At 49.9% G+C, this 18,041-nt stretch carries 17 protein-coding genes; 13 read left to right on the forward strand and 4 right to left on the reverse strand.

Features of this window, described 5'->3' with window-relative positions; genetic code table 11:
* Positions 1 to 442: 442 nt before the first annotated feature.
* Entirely contained in the window at positions 443 to 2,029 is a 1,587-nt protein-coding gene (locus PHT49_01930) for a peptide chain release factor 3 (GenBank protein ID MDD5450640.1), read from the forward strand.
* 76 nt (positions 2,030 to 2,105) lie between these two features.
* On the opposite strand, the gene PHT49_01935 is transcribed toward PHT49_01930, so the two are convergent.
* Both PHT49_01935 and PHT49_01940 read right to left on the reverse strand, forming a co-directional pair.
* A complete protein-coding gene (locus tag PHT49_01935; protein MDD5450641.1) occupies positions 2,106 to 3,269 on the reverse strand; it encodes a cytochrome c3 family protein in 1,164 nt (387 codons plus the stop codon).
* Between the two features lie 417 nt (positions 3,270 to 3,686).
* Positions 3,687 to 4,106 carry a response regulator gene (locus PHT49_01940; GenBank protein ID MDD5450642.1) on the reverse strand — a complete coding sequence of 140 codons (420 nt, stop codon included), beginning with the start codon at positions 4,104 to 4,106 and terminating at the stop codon, positions 3,687 to 3,689.
* Between the two features lie 450 nt (positions 4,107 to 4,556).
* On the opposite strand from PHT49_01940, the gene PHT49_01945 reads away from it, so the two are divergent.
* The 11 genes from PHT49_01945 to PHT49_01995 all read left to right on the forward strand — a co-directional run bounded on the left by PHT49_01945 (position 4,557) and on the right by PHT49_01995 (position 14,750).
* Entirely contained in the window at positions 4,557 to 4,859 is a 303-nt protein-coding gene (locus PHT49_01945; protein MDD5450643.1) for an STAS domain-containing protein, read from the forward strand.
* 13 nt (positions 4,860 to 4,872) lie between these two features.
* A complete protein-coding gene (locus PHT49_01950) occupies positions 4,873 to 5,250 on the forward strand; it encodes a response regulator (GenBank protein ID MDD5450644.1) in 378 nt (125 codons plus the stop codon).
* 9 nt (positions 5,251 to 5,259) lie between these two features.
* The gene (locus PHT49_01955; GenBank protein ID MDD5450645.1) at positions 5,260 to 7,401 is read left to right on the forward strand and encodes a chemotaxis protein CheA; all 2,142 of its coding nucleotides are present in this window, start codon (positions 5,260 to 5,262) and stop codon (positions 7,399 to 7,401) included.
* Positions 7,402 to 7,420: 19 nt separating this feature from the next.
* Positions 7,421 to 9,730, forward strand: coding sequence for a methyl-accepting chemotaxis protein (locus PHT49_01960; protein ID MDD5450646.1), 2,310 nt, complete (start codon positions 7,421 to 7,423; stop codon positions 9,728 to 9,730).
* Between the two features lie 15 nt (positions 9,731 to 9,745).
* Positions 9,746 to 10,195, forward strand: coding sequence for a chemotaxis protein CheW (locus tag PHT49_01965; GenBank protein ID MDD5450647.1), 450 nt, complete (start codon positions 9,746 to 9,748; stop codon positions 10,193 to 10,195).
* Positions 10,182 to 11,099 carry a protein-glutamate O-methyltransferase CheR gene (locus tag PHT49_01970; GenBank protein MDD5450648.1) on the forward strand — a complete coding sequence of 306 codons (918 nt, stop codon included), beginning with the start codon at positions 10,182 to 10,184 and terminating at the stop codon, positions 11,097 to 11,099. Before PHT49_01965 ends, PHT49_01970 begins: the two co-directional genes overlap by 14 nt.
* A 50-nt stretch (positions 11,100 to 11,149) precedes the next feature.
* Positions 11,150 to 11,692: a chemotaxis protein CheD gene (locus PHT49_01975; protein ID MDD5450649.1), complete on the forward strand. Its 543-nt coding sequence runs from the start codon at positions 11,150 to 11,152 to the stop codon at positions 11,690 to 11,692.
* A 27-nt stretch (positions 11,693 to 11,719) separates the two neighbouring features.
* The gene (locus PHT49_01980; GenBank protein ID MDD5450650.1) at positions 11,720 to 12,772 is read left to right on the forward strand and encodes a chemotaxis response regulator protein-glutamate methylesterase; all 1,053 of its coding nucleotides are present in this window, start codon (positions 11,720 to 11,722) and stop codon (positions 12,770 to 12,772) included.
* Positions 12,772 to 13,677: a diguanylate cyclase gene (locus PHT49_01985; protein ID MDD5450651.1), complete on the forward strand. Its 906-nt coding sequence runs from the start codon at positions 12,772 to 12,774 to the stop codon at positions 13,675 to 13,677. The genes PHT49_01980 and PHT49_01985 overlap by 1 nt, the downstream gene beginning before the upstream one ends.
* A gap of 112 nt (positions 13,678 to 13,789) precedes the next feature.
* Positions 13,790 to 14,275 (forward strand): transcription elongation factor GreA, encoded by a 486-nt coding sequence (gene greA / locus PHT49_01990; protein MDD5450652.1) that lies wholly within the window; start codon positions 13,790 to 13,792, stop codon positions 14,273 to 14,275.
* Between the two features lie 19 nt (positions 14,276 to 14,294).
* Positions 14,295 to 14,750, forward strand: a complete 456-nt coding sequence (locus PHT49_01995; protein ID MDD5450653.1) for a universal stress protein — start codon at positions 14,295 to 14,297, stop codon at positions 14,748 to 14,750.
* On the opposite strand, the gene PHT49_02000 is transcribed toward PHT49_01995, so the two are convergent.
* Entirely contained in the window at positions 14,703 to 15,935 is a 1,233-nt protein-coding gene (locus tag PHT49_02000) for an MFS transporter (protein MDD5450654.1), read from the reverse strand. The two genes, PHT49_01995 and PHT49_02000, sit on opposite strands and share 48 nt — an antisense overlap.
* 61 nt (positions 15,936 to 15,996) lie before the next feature.
* Between PHT49_02000 and PHT49_02005 the strand changes: the two genes are divergently transcribed.
* Positions 15,997 to 17,433, forward strand: a complete 1,437-nt coding sequence (locus PHT49_02005; protein ID MDD5450655.1) for an aspartate ammonia-lyase — start codon at positions 15,997 to 15,999, stop codon at positions 17,431 to 17,433.
* 253 nt (positions 17,434 to 17,686) lie between these two features.
* On the opposite strand, the gene PHT49_02010 is transcribed toward PHT49_02005, so the two are convergent.
* Complete coding sequence (locus tag PHT49_02010) at positions 17,687 to 18,007, reverse strand: BON domain-containing protein (GenBank protein ID MDD5450656.1); 321 nt, start codon at positions 18,005 to 18,007, stop codon at positions 17,687 to 17,689.
* Positions 18,008 to 18,041: the final 34 nt, after the last annotated feature.

Consider the following 18,041-nt stretch of genomic DNA (forward strand, 5'->3'; position numbering starts at 1 on the left):
CCGGTTCCTTCTTGGTTGTCTTTTTGCTGTCCATGCCTTTGCTCATGCTTTTTCACCTCCCAGGATCGGCAATAGTAACAGGGGGCTAAAGACGGCCGGTAATGCTGTGGATGGGCGCATGTTGTACCTGCCGGTTCAGCTCTCAAATATCTTATTCTTGCGCGACCTTAGCTAGAAGCTGGTTTCTTGTCAACAGAAAACAGTCTAAAGGCCGGCTTTTTACCGCTTAAGGGTTCAATCCTTTTTGTCACCCCGATGTTGAGATGAGATGTAAGGCGGAGACCGGTGCGCATCATCACCTACCGGGTCGAGCTTTGTCTGCGCTATGCGGCCCAATCCGGCGTTGACTGAATGTTGATTTTTGTGTATATTACGAAATATCAAACGGGCCTGACGGCCCGATTTTTTTTGTTTTACAACCATCTTTTTCGGGGTTTATAGCGTGAACAAGGAACATCAGAGAGAAGTTGACCGACGGCGCACTTTCGGCATCATCAGTCATCCTGACGCCGGGAAAACCACCCTTACGGAAAAACTCCTCCTCTTCGGTGGGGCCATTCAACTGGCCGGGGCCGTGAAGGCCCGAAAGGCTGCCCGCCATGCTACCAGCGACTGGATGTCCATCGAGAGGGAGCGAGGCATATCAGTTACCACTTCGGTGATGAAATTCAACTACCGTGATTTCGAGATAAACCTGCTTGACACCCCCGGGCACCAGGATTTTTCTGAAGACACGTACAGAGTCCTCACGGCGGTGGATAGCGCCCTCATGGTGATAGACAGCGCAAAGGGCGTGGAACCGCAGACGGAAAGACTGATGGAGGTCTGCCGACTGCGTAATACCCCGATCATAACCTTCATCAACAAGCTGGACCGGGACGGGATGTCCCCCCTGGATGTGCTTGCGGACATCGAAGACAAGCTCCAGATCGAGTGTACGCCGCTCTCCTGGCCGATCGGAAGGGGCAAGAGTTTCAAAGGAGTGTATGACTTCTACCGTAAGAAACTGCGTCTTTTTACTCCGGGGCAAGAGACCCGGATTCAGGACGGGGTAACGGTCACCGACCTGGCCGATAGTCTGCTCGATGAAATCCTCGGCACCCAGGCTGATGAGCTGCGCCGAGACGTGGAGTTGATCGAGGGCGCGGCAAACCCCTTTGAACACGAGCACTATCTGAAAGGGAGCCAGACCCCGGTGTTTTTTGGAAGCGCTATCAATAATTTTGGCGTCAAAGAGCTGCTTGACGCCTTCGTAGAGATGGCTCCCGCCCCCGGGCCGAGGGCCGCCGTCTCGCGTGAAGTCCACCCCTACGAAGAACCATTTTCGGGGTTCGTTTTCAAGATACAGGCGAACATGGACCCGGCGCATCGAGACCGCATTGCCTTTCTCCGCATAACTTCAGGCAAATTCACGCGCGGGATGAAAGTCCGCCACAACCGGACCGGTAGAGAGGTAGCCCTGGCCAATGCCACTATTTTTATGGCCCAGGACCGCATGAATGTGGAAGAGGCTTACCCCGGAGACATCATCGGTATCCACAATCATGGAACCATCAAGATCGGGGATACCTTCAGCGAGAAGGAACCCCTCAAGTTCACTGGCATTCCAAATTTCGCCCCGGAACACTTCCGGCGGGTACGCCTGAAGAACCCCATCAAGGCCAAACAACTGCAAAAAGGCCTGACGCAGTTGGCGGAAGAGGGGGCGGTTCAGGTCTTTCGGCCGGTTCAGGGAAACGACTACATCCTGGGAGCAGTGGGGATTCTACAATTCGACGTAACCGTCACACGCCTTAAAGGCGAATACGGTGTGGATGCGGTCTATGAGCCGGTAGAATACACGGCGGCGCGATGGGTCAGCTGCCGGGACAAGAAAATAATGGAAGGGTTTCAAAGGAAATACCTGCTCAACATGGCGCATGATGCAGAAGGACACCTAGCCTACCTGGCGCCCAGCGAGTGGCGACTTGGTTTCGTGATGGAAGACTGGCCTGATATTGTCTTCCTCAAGACCCGCGAACACAACTGATATTGCAGTTATTCAATGTAGTCGATAAGCCCCCATGGTGTTCCCCTGGATTTTGTTAACGCCTCCCGTAGAGATTCTAATTCTTGCTTGTGTGACACTGGAAGCAGCCGCCGGTTCCTCCACCGCTGGCCTGGATAGTCGCATAGTCCCATCGAAGCATGTCAGGATAGGGGCTGGCGTGGGCCTTATGGCAGGAGAGACACATAACCATGTCCGTACCGATGGTTACCGTGTCACTGACCGCGACGAGTGCGGGGCGGGCTACGGGGACGATGGGGTCATACGTCGCGGTGCCGCCACCGGCACCGAAAGCGTCGGCGTATTCACCGGACGCCGGTATCCTGCGATCTACGGGGTGTCGTATCCAGGCCCCTCCCTGTCTCTTGATGTGGAAATTTCCGTGACAACCGCAGCAGAAGGCTGTGGCCGTGTTGGCCTGTATGGAGACAAACCCGCCAGTCCCGCTGGCGACCTGCTTACCGAGGTACTCATTATGGTCATTGGCACTGCTGGTGTATTGCCAGTCGCCGTCCTCTATGCCTGCAACTCCGTACTGGTAACCGCTGAAATGGCCCGACAGAAAGCGGTACCATCCCTCTGCAGCGCTATCCGCCACCCCATCCGTAACACTGGTATGATGCCAACTCTTGATTTGACTGAACTTGTTGAAGCCTGATACCATATGACAGCCGGTGCAGCCGGATCGCCCGTTCAGGTAGCCATGAATGGGCTCGAATTCGGAAGAAGCCTGAAAAGGAAGATGGAGATTGCTATGGCAAACGTTTGTGCCACAGCCGCCGCCTACGTACGCTTCCCCGGGGGCGCTCATCAGGACGTCATCGGGATTGGTTGAGAATATGTTATGCCCGTTTGCGTCATTTACCGTTACCCAATAAAAATTCCCGCCGGCGAGGCCTTGACTGCCGTAGGAGGGCTGGCCGGTATTATTGACAATAGGAGCGCCGGTTACCGGATCTTTCCAGGTCGCGCCGTCGGTGGCTGAATGGCAGCCCACACAGTCGCCTACCAGGAGTTGACCGTAGGGGCCTCCGGGTTCTACCGGAAGCCCCCCCTGACTGTTGTGCATGGTGTGGCAGTTGGCACATGGTCCTGTTACTCTGGCGGAAGCGGCGGGTGGGAGCGATAGGATCAGGACAAGGGAAAAGATTAAAGTCGCCGCGAATGTGAGTGCCTTTTGCCGGGGTATCTTGATGACCGATTTCGTCCGGTCCTTGGGCATGACCATAATGCTACTCCTGAGGCGGCCTGCGGATGCTGCTTTACACGGTAAAGCTGACGACGTCGATGATCGTAGCTAATGCAAATGGAGTGCCAATGGCATGGACATCACTGAAAGACGCTAACATGTTGTTATTACGTTGTCAATAAAGATGATGGCTAAGACGATTACCGCGACAGAGGGAGAAAGGGATTGGACCAGTGGAAAAACAATTCCACTAAAAGAGAACAATTGTTCCCATGCCACACCCCCTTATGATGCTACCTGTTTGGATTCAGACACCTTTGTCAGATTGTCCGCGGGCCTTTTCTCCGGCGCCACCCCAAAGCGGAACCTGAGCTGACGCTGCACCCGGACCATAGTGCTAAGAACAGCCGGTGCATTGCTTTTTTGTTTGGTTACTCTTCAGACGAAGTCTTACGAGAACATTTTTTTTACCCAGCTTCCTTCAACTTTTGTCTCAGGTCCCTGGCTTGCCATCACTTTTTCAACCTTGTCGACCAAACGGGTGAGTTGCTCGTCCTTGACGACGTATTCTTTTGCGCCCAGAGAAAAACCCCGTTCTATGTCGGCAATCTTGTCCGCAGTCGTAGCCATAATGACGGGTATCTTGCGCAATTCAGGATGAATCTTTAAAGAGCGAAGGACCTGCCAACCGTCCATCCCCGGCATATTCACATCCAGGATAATGAGGTCCGGCTTTTTTCCCCTGGCGATACTCAGCCCTTCTTTGCCGTCGAGGGCACTGATAACTTGAAACCCTGCATTCTCCAATGCCAACCTGAACTTGGCTTGAACCAACTTTGAATCATCGACCAACAAGATCGTTATGTCCATTTTTCCTCTTTTCCTCCTTTTCCGTCAGGGGCGTACGTTTGTGTAAGGCGTTCATAGTGCCCCCCCACTCTTCTGTGTTTTTTTTGAACATGCATAGCGAACGCATTCCCCGTCCGTCCAGGCGGACTGCGGGGAGCTTCAATATTGGATAACTACCCCTGTAATATTCCTGCAGGCAAGTTTCTGATCCGGGTATCTCCTTCGAAGACCTTATACCTGACTAAGTGGGGGCGCTCATTAGTTTAACAGATCGGCACGTATGGCTAATAACAAAAGGGCCTGAAATAAATACGGACTCTGAATATGGATGACCGAGAATACAGCTTTTCTTTTACCCCACGTCCGTCCCCGTAAGCTGAGATAGAAAAAAATTCTTTTCGTTTAAGTAAGTCTTCCTGTTAGCCGAAAAGCCATAATGAACCATTAGAAATGTAAGACTGCGAGAATTCAATGGCTGATGCGTATTCTCCGTGTCAGGAACAGGCAGAAGGCATTATTAAGTTGCGTGGCGAGATAGGCGTCCACCATCTTGACGACTTATATGAGTGCCTGAAGGATCGGTTTGTGCTGGAGCAGGATCTGACTATAGACTGTCAGGAAGTTGTACAGATGGATACAGCGGCTATACAGATACTGATAGCCTTCAAAAAATCTCTTACCGAAGGTCACAGGCTGACCATTAAAAATATACCGCCCGACTTGGAAAAGGTTTGGGAAATAATCGGGGTCAAACAGATGCTCCTGAAAGAATAGGCGGGGACGCTATATGGAAAAACATGTCCTGGTAGTTGATGATTCACCCACTCTGCGCGCCAGCATCTCTTTTTGCCTGACCAACGCCGGTTACAGGGTATCTGAGGCTGTGAACGGTCAGGACGGGCTCGTCAGGCTGCAAGAGATGGAGTCCCAAAAGAAGCCGCCGGCCTTGATTATCTCAGACGTAAACATGCCCGAAATGGACGGCATAACCTTTATAAAAGAAGTCAAAAAAACAAACTGGAAGTTTATCCCGATCCTTGTTCTGACCACCGAATCACAAGAAGCGCAGAAATTGAGAGGAAAGTCTGCCGGAGCCGCGGGCTGGCTCTTGAAACCTTTCCGGCCGGAACAACTTCTCTGGGTCGTAAGAAAATTTGTCCGTTGAGAATAGACTATGGAACAGGACGAGCTGTTACAGATATATTTTTCAGAAGCTGACGAATTGTTGCAAACCATGGAACATAGTCTGATGACCCTGGAATCCGATCCGCAAAATCAGTCCGTTATTAACGAGGTCTTCCGGGCGATGCACACAATGAAGAGCAGCTCGGCTATGGTCGGCTTTACCCAGCTCTCTGAACATGCCCATCTCCTGGAAAACCTCATGGAAAGGATACGCAGCAAACAACTGCCTATAACCCAAAACCTGGTTTCCTTTCTCCTGGAAAACCATGATGTTATAAAATCGGCAGTGGAAAATGCGGCCCAGGGAAAGCCGGACGTGGGGCTGGATGCCTTTCCGGCCATGGCCGAAAAAGTAAAACGGTTCCTGGGCCTCGCCGCAGGACAAGAAGAAGACCGGGTAACTGCGCCGATAACTACCGGCATGTCCGGCGGCCAGAAGGAATCCTCCGGGGGATCTTATTATGAGATTGATATGCGCTTTCGCAAGGACATCTTCCAGACCGGACAGGATCCGCTGATGCTGCTGTATGAACTGGGAGATTTGGCTGAGATAATATCAGTAGAGACAGACCTGTCTTCTCTGCCGCCATTTCTGGAAATGGACCCCTTCCAGCTTTACCTTGCCTGGCGGCTCCTGATCAAAACCGACCGACCCCTGCCCACCATAGAAAAGGTATTCGTCTTTGTTCAGGAAGATGAATTAAACCAGGTTTCCATAAGAGACGTATCATCACATTTTCGGGAAGGGGTGGACACCAGAATGGCTGACAAGCCGCTGGGAGAGATATTAATTGATCAAAAACTGGTCAGCGAGCAGGAAATACAAGAAGTCCTCACCCAGCAGAAAAAGGTGGGAGAGGCTTTATTAGAAAAGGGCAAAATCTCCCCGGATGAACTAAATAAGATCGTTGACCTCCAGGAAAAAAGCCGGACGGTCCTTCGTAAGTCCACGGTACGCGTAGATACAGATAAGCTCGACCAGCTCGCAAACATGGTGGAGGAAATGACCATACAACTGGCGCGAATCTCCGCCATCCTGGGGGATTTGCCACCGGACGTCACCAGAAAATTGGGCAGTGAGCCGGATATCCTGAACAGGATTGGCCGGGAGGTGCAGGAACAGGTTATGCGTCTCCGCATGTTTCCTATCGAAGGCACATTTCAAAGGTTTCAAAGAATGGCCCGGGACCTGGCCCGGGAGCAACATAAGCAGATTAAGATTATTCTGGGCGGGGGAGAGACAGAACTGGACAAGGATGTTATCGAACACATAAACGATCCCTTAACGCACATAATACGCAATTGTATCGGCCACGGGATCGAAGATCCTGACGAAAGAAAGCAGTCGGGCAAAACCCCGGAGGGGATCATCAACCTTAATGCTTACCAACAGGAAGGCAAGATATACATTGAAATTAAGGATGATGGCCGCGGTATCGACGCCGAAGCAGTGCGGCGAAAGGCTATAGAACGGGGCCTGATCAAAGAAAACGACCAGCCCTCGCCTGAAGAGATTTACAAGTTTCTATTTATTCCTGGATTTTCCACCGCTAAAGAGGTCAGTTCTATATCCGGCCGCGGGGTAGGGATGGACGTAGTACAGAATAACATTCAGCAATTGGGAGGGACGATCGATATCTTTTCCGAAAAGGGCAAAGGAGCTACCTTCGTCATAAAGCTTCCTTTAACCCTGGCGGTTATTGATGGTATGTATGTTGGCGTGGGGGCCGATATTTTTGTCATACCCTTGCTAACCGTTCTAAGCACAGCCGTGCTTAAAAAAGGCAACTTAAAGACCATAGAAGGCAAGGGTGAGGTGGTACGTTTGGGGGATTCATACGTGCCGCTCATCCACCTGGATAGAATCCTGGGTATAGAACGCCGGCAAACAGATACAGAACCATTGGTCGTCTTTGTAAGCAGTGAAAAAAGGATCCTGGGCCTAGGCGTGGACGAAATACTCGATCATCAGCAGGTCGTAATTAAAAACCTGGAGAAAAATTTCTGTAGAATTTCCGGGATTGCCGGAGGCGCTATTATGCCTGATGGCAGCGTAGCTCTCGTCCTGGACGTGTATGGTCTGGATCATCTATTCTTTGGTCGAAATCGGGTCCATGAGCTAGTCCATTGAATCAAAAAGGGGGTTTCCCATGCTTAAATTACTTAAGGCCTACATCAACAAGAAATTGCGCTTCAAGATTCTGATTGCACTAATATTGACCTCGGCGCTTTTTGTGGGGGTCCTTATATACCTCGGCGTTAATGGTTACAGAGAAGACGTCCTGAATAAAGTGACGCGGTTTGAGCTGGAACTGGCGAACATGACACACGCGGGAATAAAACACCCCATGGCTATCGGCAATATGGATGCAGTCAAGGAACAACTAAAAGACATCAAAACGGCTATGAAGGGGATAGAGGTTTACATAACGGATGCCGACCAGACTGTATTCTATGCCAGTCATGAAGAAACAGTCGGAACTAATCTCGGAAACCTGTTAGCGGATCCTGAACTCACAAAAACCCTGAGCAACATACTTTCTACCGGCGCTGATCCCAGACGACCATTCCTGCAGACTATAAATGGCGAACCATATAACCTTATCTTTCATCCCATTCTTAATGAACCGGCTTGTTACAACTGCCATGCCCCGGCCAAAAGGGTGCTGGGCTCTCTGGTGGTGCGTCAATCCGTAGCCGCTGATTATGCTTCTATTGCCTCTCTTAGAAACCGGTATATCATGGCCGGAGCGCTGGGAGTCATATCTTTGGTTGTAATCCTTAACTATCTGATAACCCGCCTCATCACGCGTCGCATCCGTTACCTATCCGATAAGGTAACCCAGGTAGCCGAAGGAGACGTAGATGTAAATATCGAGGTGAGGGGCGAAGACTCCATAGGAAGGTTGAATAAAAACTTCAATATCATGCTGCTACACCTGCGTGACAGGATAGAATATGCGAACAGTCTGAAGCGCGGGATCAGCGATCCATTCTTCGTTGTCGATCCAGATCTAACCATAACCTATATGAACGATGCCGCTGCGGCCATAACCGGATACCAGAAAGAGGAAGTAGTAGGCAAGATGAAGTGTTGGGACGTTTTCAAAAGCAATCTCTGCACCGACTGTAGCTTAAAAAAGTGTATGGCCACCGGCCAGGCTGCGGAAGCGGAAAGGGTGCGGTGCGAAATAACCAACCGCCATGGAAAGATAGTTCCCATAGAGGCCAGCGTTGCCGCCCTTAAAGACGCTGGCGGCAAGATACTGGGGGGCTTCAAGATCTTTCATGATATCACCGCCAGGGTCGAAGCAGAAAAGATTCTCAAAGAAACAGCCGCTAAGGAAGAGGAGCAAAGGCGATATCTGGAAGGACGGGTGGACAATCTGCTCAATGTCCTGGACAAGGCCGCCGGGGGAGATCTCACGGCCAGAGTAGAGTCCATAGGTAAAAAAGACCTCATGGACAGGCTGGCAGACAAGGTCAACGAGATGTTCGAGAAGATTGGCTCGCTCATAAAGCAGACAAAAAGGACTGCGAACATTGTGGCTCAGGGGACAAATCAGATCTCCGCGGGTAATCAGGACCTGTCGCAGCGGACTCAGGAGCAGGCGGCCACTATAGAAGAAGCCGGCGCCACCCTCGAACAAATGACCGCCAATGTCAGCCAGAACGCTGCCAATACCATGAAGGTCAACCAGTTGGCCCAGGAATCCGTGACCCTGGCGCAGGAAGGAACATCAGTAGTGAAAGAGACGGTCCATGCCATGACTGAGGTGTGGACCGCCAGCAAAAAAATTGTAGAAATTATGGACCTGGTTAACGAGATCACCTTTCAGACCAATCTCCTGGCCCTTAATGCCGCGGTGGAGGCCGCCCGGGCCGGTGAACACGGCCGCGGTTTTGCGGTGGTAGCCACGGAAATACGCAATCTTTCCAAGAGAAGCGGGGAGGCAGCTAAAGATATACAGAATCTCATCCATGACAGTATGGCTAAGATTGAAGAAAGCCATAAGTTAGTCGGTCAAACCGGCAGCAGTCTGGAAAAGATAACCGGATGCATTACTGCCGTGTCCGAGGCCGTTTCTGAGGTCTCGGCGGCTACTCAGGAACAATCACGCAGTATTGAGCAAGTGAATCAGGCTGTTACCGATATGGGGGATGTTGTACAGCAAAATGCCGCTCTGGTTGAACAATTAGCAGGCGCTAGTCAAACGCTGGCGGCTAAGGCCGCACTCCTGAAAAAGTTAACTAAGGAATTTTCTGTGGCCGGGGCAGATGAAGATTCCATAGAGGAAGAGCCGTTGACTCCGGCAACTCTCACCGGGAGAGAAAAAAGGGGGACTATGCCCCCGGTAAAAAGGCCTTTACGTCAAGATATGTTGCAAAAGGCCGTGCTTAAGGAGATATCCCCGGAAGAAGCAGATCTCAACATGGAGGAAGGTTTTGAAGAATTCTAAGGAGCCAAAGTCCACATGGAAGAACAGTATATAACCTTTTATCTTGATGACGAAGAATACGGGATAGAAATTAATAAGATAAGAGAAATCATCGGCTATCGCCGTTTTACCCGGGTACCCGGGGTTAAAGATATTGTAAAGGGGATGGTTAACTTGCGCGGTGTTATATTTCCCATCTTTGACCTGAGGCTCAAGTTTAATCTGCCACCAAAGGAATACAACAAATTTTCCGTTATATTTGTCCTGGAAATCGCGGGGCGTGTCATGGGCATTATCGTAGATACTACCTCAGACGTCATCTCACTCAGCCCGGCAGAAATCTTGCCTACACCCAGGCTTTCTCCTTCCATACGGACGGAATATATAAAAGCCGTGGCCCAACAGGGTGACCGTTTAATCATCTTACTGGATCTGGAACGAATTCTGGATGAAAAGGAATTGGAAGAACTGGATGCAACCGCTTAAGAACGGCCGTGATCTTTCTGAAGAAAATGACGTGGGCCATGCCACAGGCAGATTCGCACGTCCAGGCGTATCTTCGACTGGGGCAAACTTCAAGCCCCTCCAAAAACTGATAGAAGAAAAAACAGGTATCTTTTTGCCTGAACATAAGAAGATGTTATTCACATCCAGATTAAACAGCCGTCTTAAATCCTTAGGGCTGAAATCGATCGCTGCCTATACTCAATATCTGCGGCATGCCCCGGATGCTGAGAACGAACTGGCCATGGCCGTTGATTGTTTAACCACTCACACCACGCATTTCTACAGAGAAAAACACCATTTCGAATTCCTAAATGATGTAGTCTTCCCCCACCTTCTGCAAGAAGGAGAAAAAACCGGTGTCAGAAGATTAGCTGTCTGGTGCGCCGGCTGCTCTACCGGTGAAGAGGTATATACCGTAGCCATTACTACGAACACGTTCTGGGGGCAGTACCCGTCCTGGAAAATAAAAATTATGGCCACGGATATAAGCCGGGATATTTTAGAAACGGCTCGCACAGGTATTTACCCGCACAGTATAAAAAAAAACATTCCTACCCTGTATTTGAGGAGTTTTTTTACAGAGATCACCTCGGATGGTCTCCGCTGCCTTCAGGTTAAGCCGATACTTGAGAATATAATTTCCTTTGAAGAACACAATCTTATGGATGGGATCCCATCTCCATTTCCCTTTGACATCATTTTTTGCCGCAATGTTCTGATCTACATGGGAAAAGAGGCGAAGAAAGATATCTTAAATACATTTTACAGGGCGCTGAGGGACGATGGTTTTCTCTTTCTGGGACATTCCGAGTCCTTGATTGGATTAAATGATAAATTTTATCCTATCGGAAGGACTATATACCAGAAAATTCCCGAAGCATAACAATGTATCGTACTTATCATCCCAAATTAAATAAAACGGTCATAATTTTGATGCCCGGAGAATATTATGCCACGGCTAATGGAGAAGTAATATCTACGATGGTGGGTTCCTGTATAGCTACATGCATCTTTGACGAAGAACATAAGATCGGAGGCATGAATCATTTTATGCTCCCCGGTGTAGTCGGGCCCAAAAACCTGCTCCTGACCGAGGCCGGCCGTTATGGAATGTTCGCTATGGAGTTACTGATCGGCGAGCTGATAAAAATGGGTGGGAACAGAAAAAAATTCAAGGCAAAAATTTTTGGCGGGGGCTATGTCATAAAATTCAGAAAATCAGATGGAAATGTCCCGCAGGCCAATATTGATTTTGCAAAGAAATTTTTAGAGCTGGAAGGTATTCCACTATTAGCTGAGGATGTAGGCGGCGATAACGGCCGAAAAATATTATTTTTTACGCATACCAATAAAGTTCTTGTCAGGCGTATAGGCTCCAGGGAGGCCATTACTCCGGTGCAAAAGGCGGAAGAACAATATAAGGCCCGGATTTTGAGAAAACGGCTTGATGAATCCGGCTTGACACTTTTTGAGTAGATAAAGGAAGGCAGTGGGTAGAACTTTATGAAGAAAATAAAGGTCCTGATAGTTGATGATTCGGCCCTCTTCAGACGTTTTCTTTGTGACCTTCTCGCGCAGGATCAAACGCTTTCTGTAGTCGGGACTGCTGCCGATGCCCATGAGGCCGGCGATAAAGCCGTCAGCCTGAGGCCTGATGTCCTTACTCTCGATGTAGAAATGCCGGGGATAAGCGGCATCGATTTTCTTCGGAAACTTATGCAAACCAATCCCTTGCCGGTGGTAATGGTAAGTTCTTATACTGAAGAAAATGGCCTCCTGACTATCGAGGCCCTAGAGGCCGGCGCAGTGGACTTTGTTTTAAAACCGGTTAACGGCGGGACCCGGGATAAAGAGAATTTTGCCGGAGAGGTTGTGCAGAAGGTAAAAACAGCCGCCCTGAGCCGGATAAAAAAAACTACCGGACTGGATCAGATACAAAAAGAAGAGATAGCCTTTCAATACGAAAAACGGCATTTTCTCAGGCAACTGGTGGCCATAGGGGCCTCAACCGGCGGCACGCGGGCTGTGTATGAGGTATTACGTGTCTTGCCTCCGGATACGCCGGGGATAGCAATCGTTCAGCACATGCCGCTCAAATTTACCCGTCTTTTCGCCCAGCGCATGAATGAGTTATGTCCCCTGTCCGTTAAGGAGGCCGAAGATATGGATTATATTCAGCCCGGACATGTCCTCATAGCCCCAGGCGACAGACATATGAGGATAGAAGGCAACGAATCAGGCCACCGTATCCGACTCTTAGACGGGCCGCCGGTCAACTTTTACAGACCTTCTATCGATATATTCTTTCAATCCGTGGCTGAAATCGCCGGGAATAAGGCGGTTGGGGTTATATTAACGGGCATGGGGACCGACGGGGCAAAAGGCCTCTTGGCCATGCGCAGAAATGGCGCCTATACCATTGCGCAGGATAAAGAGACTTCTTTAATATTCGGCATGCCGGGTGCAGCCATAAAGCTGGGCGCTACCTGTGAGATAGCGCCGATACATAGGATACCGGAGTCCATATTGGCCGGTTTGTCCACAGGAGCAATCTGATGGCCAGGGTCTTGATTATAGATGATAGCCGCCTGATGGTGGAGTTTGCAAAGAGCATCCTGGTAAAAACCGGCCACGAGGTATTTACGGCCCCGGACGGACCTTCTGGAATAGAAATAGCCAAGGCGGAAAAGCCCCAGGTGATTCTTTTAGATGTAATAATGCCGGGGATAGATGGTTATGAAACCTGCAGCCGGTTAAAGAATAACGAGGACACTAAGGACATGGCCATCGTAATGTTGACATCAAAGGCCGAGCCGGCCGATAAGATCAAGGGATTGGCCCTGGGGGCGGTGGATTATGTTACCAAACCTTTTGATGCCGGGGAACTGATCGCACGGGTGAATACCCAGGTCAAATTGCAAGAGCTGTACAATGCCCTACAGGAAAGAAATCGTCAACTGGAAGAGATGGCCATCCGCGACGGGTTAACCACCCTTTACAATCATCGATATTTTCAGGAACAACTGGCTACGGAATTTGCGAAGTCAATACGTTACGGCGATGCATTGACCTGCATTATCATAGACATTGATCACTTCAAGCAATTTAATGACACATACGGACATCAGACCGGAGACGCCATCCTTTCCGAGATGGGCAGGCTGTTAAGGCAGTTAACCCGTTCCGGCGATGTGCCGGCACGTTACGGCGGCGAAGAATTTGCTGTTTTGCTCCTCAGGTGCGATAGAACTACGGGCCGGTCCTGCGCGGAACGGTTAAGAAAGGCGGTAGAAGATCATGAATTCATATTTCAGGACACCACCTTTCAAGTTACGGTTAGCGTAGGCGCGGCCAGTTCTCCAGACGAACGGATATCCCTGGCCAAGGAACTACTGGAAGGGGCAGACAAGGCCCTGTATGCAGCCAAGAGGGGCGGACGTAACAAGGCCGAGTTTTTCTGATTACATCGTCGCGACTTAACACTTCCACTTTTCCGCTTTTTGTATTACACTAAATAACACATTAAATCCTTTTTCTATATCACAATGGAACTTTCCCAGGGGTGAGGAAGTCATGAATCGTACACCAATTACCAGAGAAGGTTATGAGCAGCTGCGTCGCGAGTTAGAAAAATTGGAGAAGATCGAAAGACCCTCCGTAGTCAGGGCCATTGAAGAGGCACGCGGCCACGGAGATCTTTCTGAAAATGCCGAATATACAGCAGCCAAGGAAAGGCAATCTCTCGTCGAGGGCAAGATACGGGATTTGCATTATAAGCTTGCTACCTCAGAGATCGTTGATTGTAATAACCTGAATTGTGATCGCGTTGTTTTTGGGGTCGTTGTGGCCTTAACTGACCTGAAATCGGGAGAAACAGTAAAATATCAGTTGGTTGGTCCGCATGAATCGGATGCCTCCAGTGGCCGGATCTCGGTCATTGCCCCACTCGGGCGGGCGCTTATTGGGAAAGAACCGGGAGATGAGATTCAGGTAAAGACGCCCGGGGGACTTCGTAATTTTGAAATTATGGATATTATGCCTGCGTGGCCAGCTTCATAATATCTCCGGGAGAGCGACCATGGAAGATTACAAAAAGATACTGTTTGGGACCGATTTTTCTGAAAATGCGGATATAGCCTTTGAGCACGCTATCAACTTGGCGGGTAAATATAAGGCCCGGTTATATATCGTACACGTGATCAATATAGCCCCTATGGCCACCTATGAACCTTATATGCCGGTAATCGATTTCTCTGATTTCAGCCGTAATGTCGAGGCCCGGCTACAAAAGGACTATATCCCGCGCATTCCCCCGTCCATCACTGCCGAGCCAAAAGTCCTTTCCGGTTACCCGGCCGTTGAAATGGCCAATTTTGTGGATCAGGAGGGGGTTGACCTTATTGTCGTTGGGGCCCATGGTGAATCCGGCCTGGTCTATACGCTTTTTGGCAGCGTAGCTGACCGGCTTGTACGCAAGGCCCGATGCTCAGTACTTGTGGTCCGATCGTCTTCTGCTGCCCATAGTCAAGAATAAATAAAGACCAAGACCAAAAGTAATTAGTTCTGCCAGGATAGCGCCTGTAGATATAGCCCGTTGAACCCCGATATATTGTGACAGACTCCCTGAAAGCAGACTTCCCACCGGCATCATTCCCAGAAATACAATACTGTAAAGCCCCATAATCCGGCCTCTCCTGTCATCAGGGGCATTAAGCTGGACATAGGCGTTGGCAGTGGTGAGAAAGCCCACCATGGTCATGCCCGCCAGAAAAAGCAGGAACAACGCAAGATAATACCGGTTGCACAGGGAAAAGGCCCAAATAAAGGCCCCAAAGAGGAGGGCGTTACTCCAGAGATAAAGCAACTTGTTTCTTTGCCCGGCTATAGTAGCTATCATGATCGCTCCGATTAAGGCGCCCAGGCCCATAGCGGAGAAAAGAAAACCCAGCCCCTTAGGACCTACTTTAAGGATGTCACGGGCAAATATAGGTAGCAACACCGTATAAGGCAGGACAAATACACTGAAGGTGGCCACCAGCAAAAGTAGCATGAGTATCTCTTTCTGCCCGCGGATGTAATATGCCATCTCCTTTATACTACCCTTCTTTTTAAAACCTACCATATTTGCCTGTTGTAAGTTTTGCATACGTAACAGGCTGACGATTACAGCCAGAAAACTGAGACCATTAATTAGAAAACATATTTCAAGCCCGAGGTAGGCAATGACGAAGCCTGCTATGCCCGGGCCGATAAGTCTGGCCGCATTGAATATAGAAGAATTCAGACCAATGGCATTAGTCAGGTCCTCCCGGCCGACCAACTCTATAAGGAACGATTGACGGGCGGGGAGATCAAAGGCCATAACCGTACCCATGAAGAAGGCCAATAAGACCACGTGCCAGGTCTTAATCAGGTTAAGGGTGACCAGGAAGGCTAAGCTGAAGGCGAGACACATCGCTACTGTCTGGGTGGCAAGTACAATACGGCGCTTACTCTTCCGGTCAGCCACACTTCCACCCCAGAAGGAAAAAAGCATGGTGGGTAAATATCCGAAGGTCCCCACCAGCCCCAGGGCAAAGGCAGAGTTACTGAGCTGCAAGACCAGCCATCCCTGAGCCACAGACTGCATCCAACTTCCGATAAGAGAAGTCAATTGTCCAAAAAAGAAAAGACGGAAGTTACGATGCCGCAAGGCCCTGAAAGTTCTATTTCTCACCATTACAAGATGTTACCTTTGCATTATTTACCTTTTTACGCTACAATCCACCTCATAAAAGGTATTGTATATTAAACGAAAAGCAGGTTCTAAGGAACAGTTTTCTCTCCAGCACCTTATGGACAAGAGATACAGAATAGAAAGAGACCCCCTGGGCGAAAAGATGATCCCCGAAGACGCCTATTATGGGGTCCAGACCCGGCGCGCGATAGAAAACTTTCCCATAAGCGGGCTAACCATGCATCCTCTCATGGCCGAGGCCACTGTTATGATTAAAGCGGCGGCGGCCGAGACTAATATGGCGCTGGGCGGGCTTAAGGCGGAAATCGGAGAGGCCGTTATTCAGGCCGCCCGTGAGGTGCTGGAGGGGAAAATTACCGGGCAGTTCGTGGTTGATGTCTATCAAGCCGGTGCCGGAACGTCCTACAACATGAATATAAATGAGGTCCTGGCTAACAGAGCCCTTGAGATTTTAGGCAAAAAACGGGGGGACTATACAGTAGTTCATCCTAACGATCATGTAAATATGGGGCAGTCAACAAACGATGTATTCCCTACGGCCATGAGGTTGGCCGCCTTAAAGGCAGTGGCGGGCCTCTATCCCGTGGGTATGAATCTGGCACAGGCCCTGAAAGATAAAGGAGAAGAATTTTACCCCATCATCAAGGCCGGACGCACGCACCTTCAAGATGCCGTTCCCATGCGTTTAGGCCATGAGTTCCGTGCCTATGGCCAGACTGTGGAGGATGACTTTGAGCGGCTGCGCCATGCGGCAAAGGAACTGGAATATCTGGGCATAGGGGCCACGGCAGTAGGGGCAGGCACAAATACCCTGCCCGGCTATCGGGAGATGGTGATAGAGAAGCTCTCTATCTTAACCCGGTTTGACTTAAGACCCAAAAAAGACCTGTTTGAAGCGACTCAGAATATGAATGTATTTGCCTCGATCGCCTCTCAATTAAAACTTGTCGCGCTGGATGTTGGCCGTATTGCCAATGATCTTCGGTTGCTGAGCTCCGGCCCCCGCACCGGCCTGGCCGAGATTACACTACCCGCCGTCCAGCCGGGATCGTCCATAATGGCCGGTAAAATCAACCCGGTCATAGCAGAGATGATGAATATGGTTTGTTTTCAGGTGATCGGTAATGAGACAACCGTGGCTATGGCCGTCCAGGCCGGCCAATTGGAACTAAATGTTATGATGCCCGTCATCATTCATAATATATTGACGTCTATCCAGATCCTGCAGAATGCCCTCTCTATTTTTGCCGAACGCTGTGTGCAAGGAATAACCGCTAATCCTGAGACCTGCCGCCGTTATGCCGAGATGAGCACGGCCCTGGCCACGCTCCTGAATTCATACATAGGCTATGAAAAGGCGGCGGCTCTGGCCAAAGAGGCCTTTGCCCGGAACATGCCCATAAAAGACCTGGCGAGAGAAAAGGGCATCCTTACTGATGAAGAGATAGAGAAGATTTTTAGATCGGTGCCGGCTTCGTAAAAAGTCCATTTGCTGCGTTGTCCGCTGCGGCGGATCACTGCGGCGTAGCTATGGAAATAGTTCACCGTTCACAGTTCACCGTGCACCGACAGCAAAGAGCAGACTGGAATATGTCCACGCATTATCGGTGAACGGACAACGGTTAACGGATAACGACATGCATGCCTCATTCCTTCCGCCACGGCGGACGCGCCTTGTCCGCGGCGGAGAGCTTTTTACTGTGCCGTCCGAACCTTGGCTTTTCACGAGTTTATCAGGATTTGGGTTTCAATACCAACTGGCTTCTGACTTCTCTGACGCCTTTTACGCCGCGTGCAATCTGGACGGCACGATCGATTTGATCATTACTATCCACGAAACCACTCAGGATAACCACTCCACGGAAGGTCTCCACGCTTATGGCAAAGGATCTGAGGACCAGATCTTTTGCCAGCAAGGCCTTAACCTTGGCTGTAATCACCGAATCATCCAGATATTCACCGGTGCTTTCCCTGGTTGAACTGGCGGCACAACCCAGGGCTGCGGCGAATACGATCAATAAAAATAATGTGGTAATTTTCTTGTGCAGAGACATTGGAATAACCCTCCTTAGTCAGAAAAATGACAAA

It is taken from the genome of Desulfovibrionales bacterium, assembly GCA_028715605.1.
Taxonomy (GTDB): Bacteria; Desulfobacterota; QYQD01; order QYQD01; family QYQD01; genus QYQD01.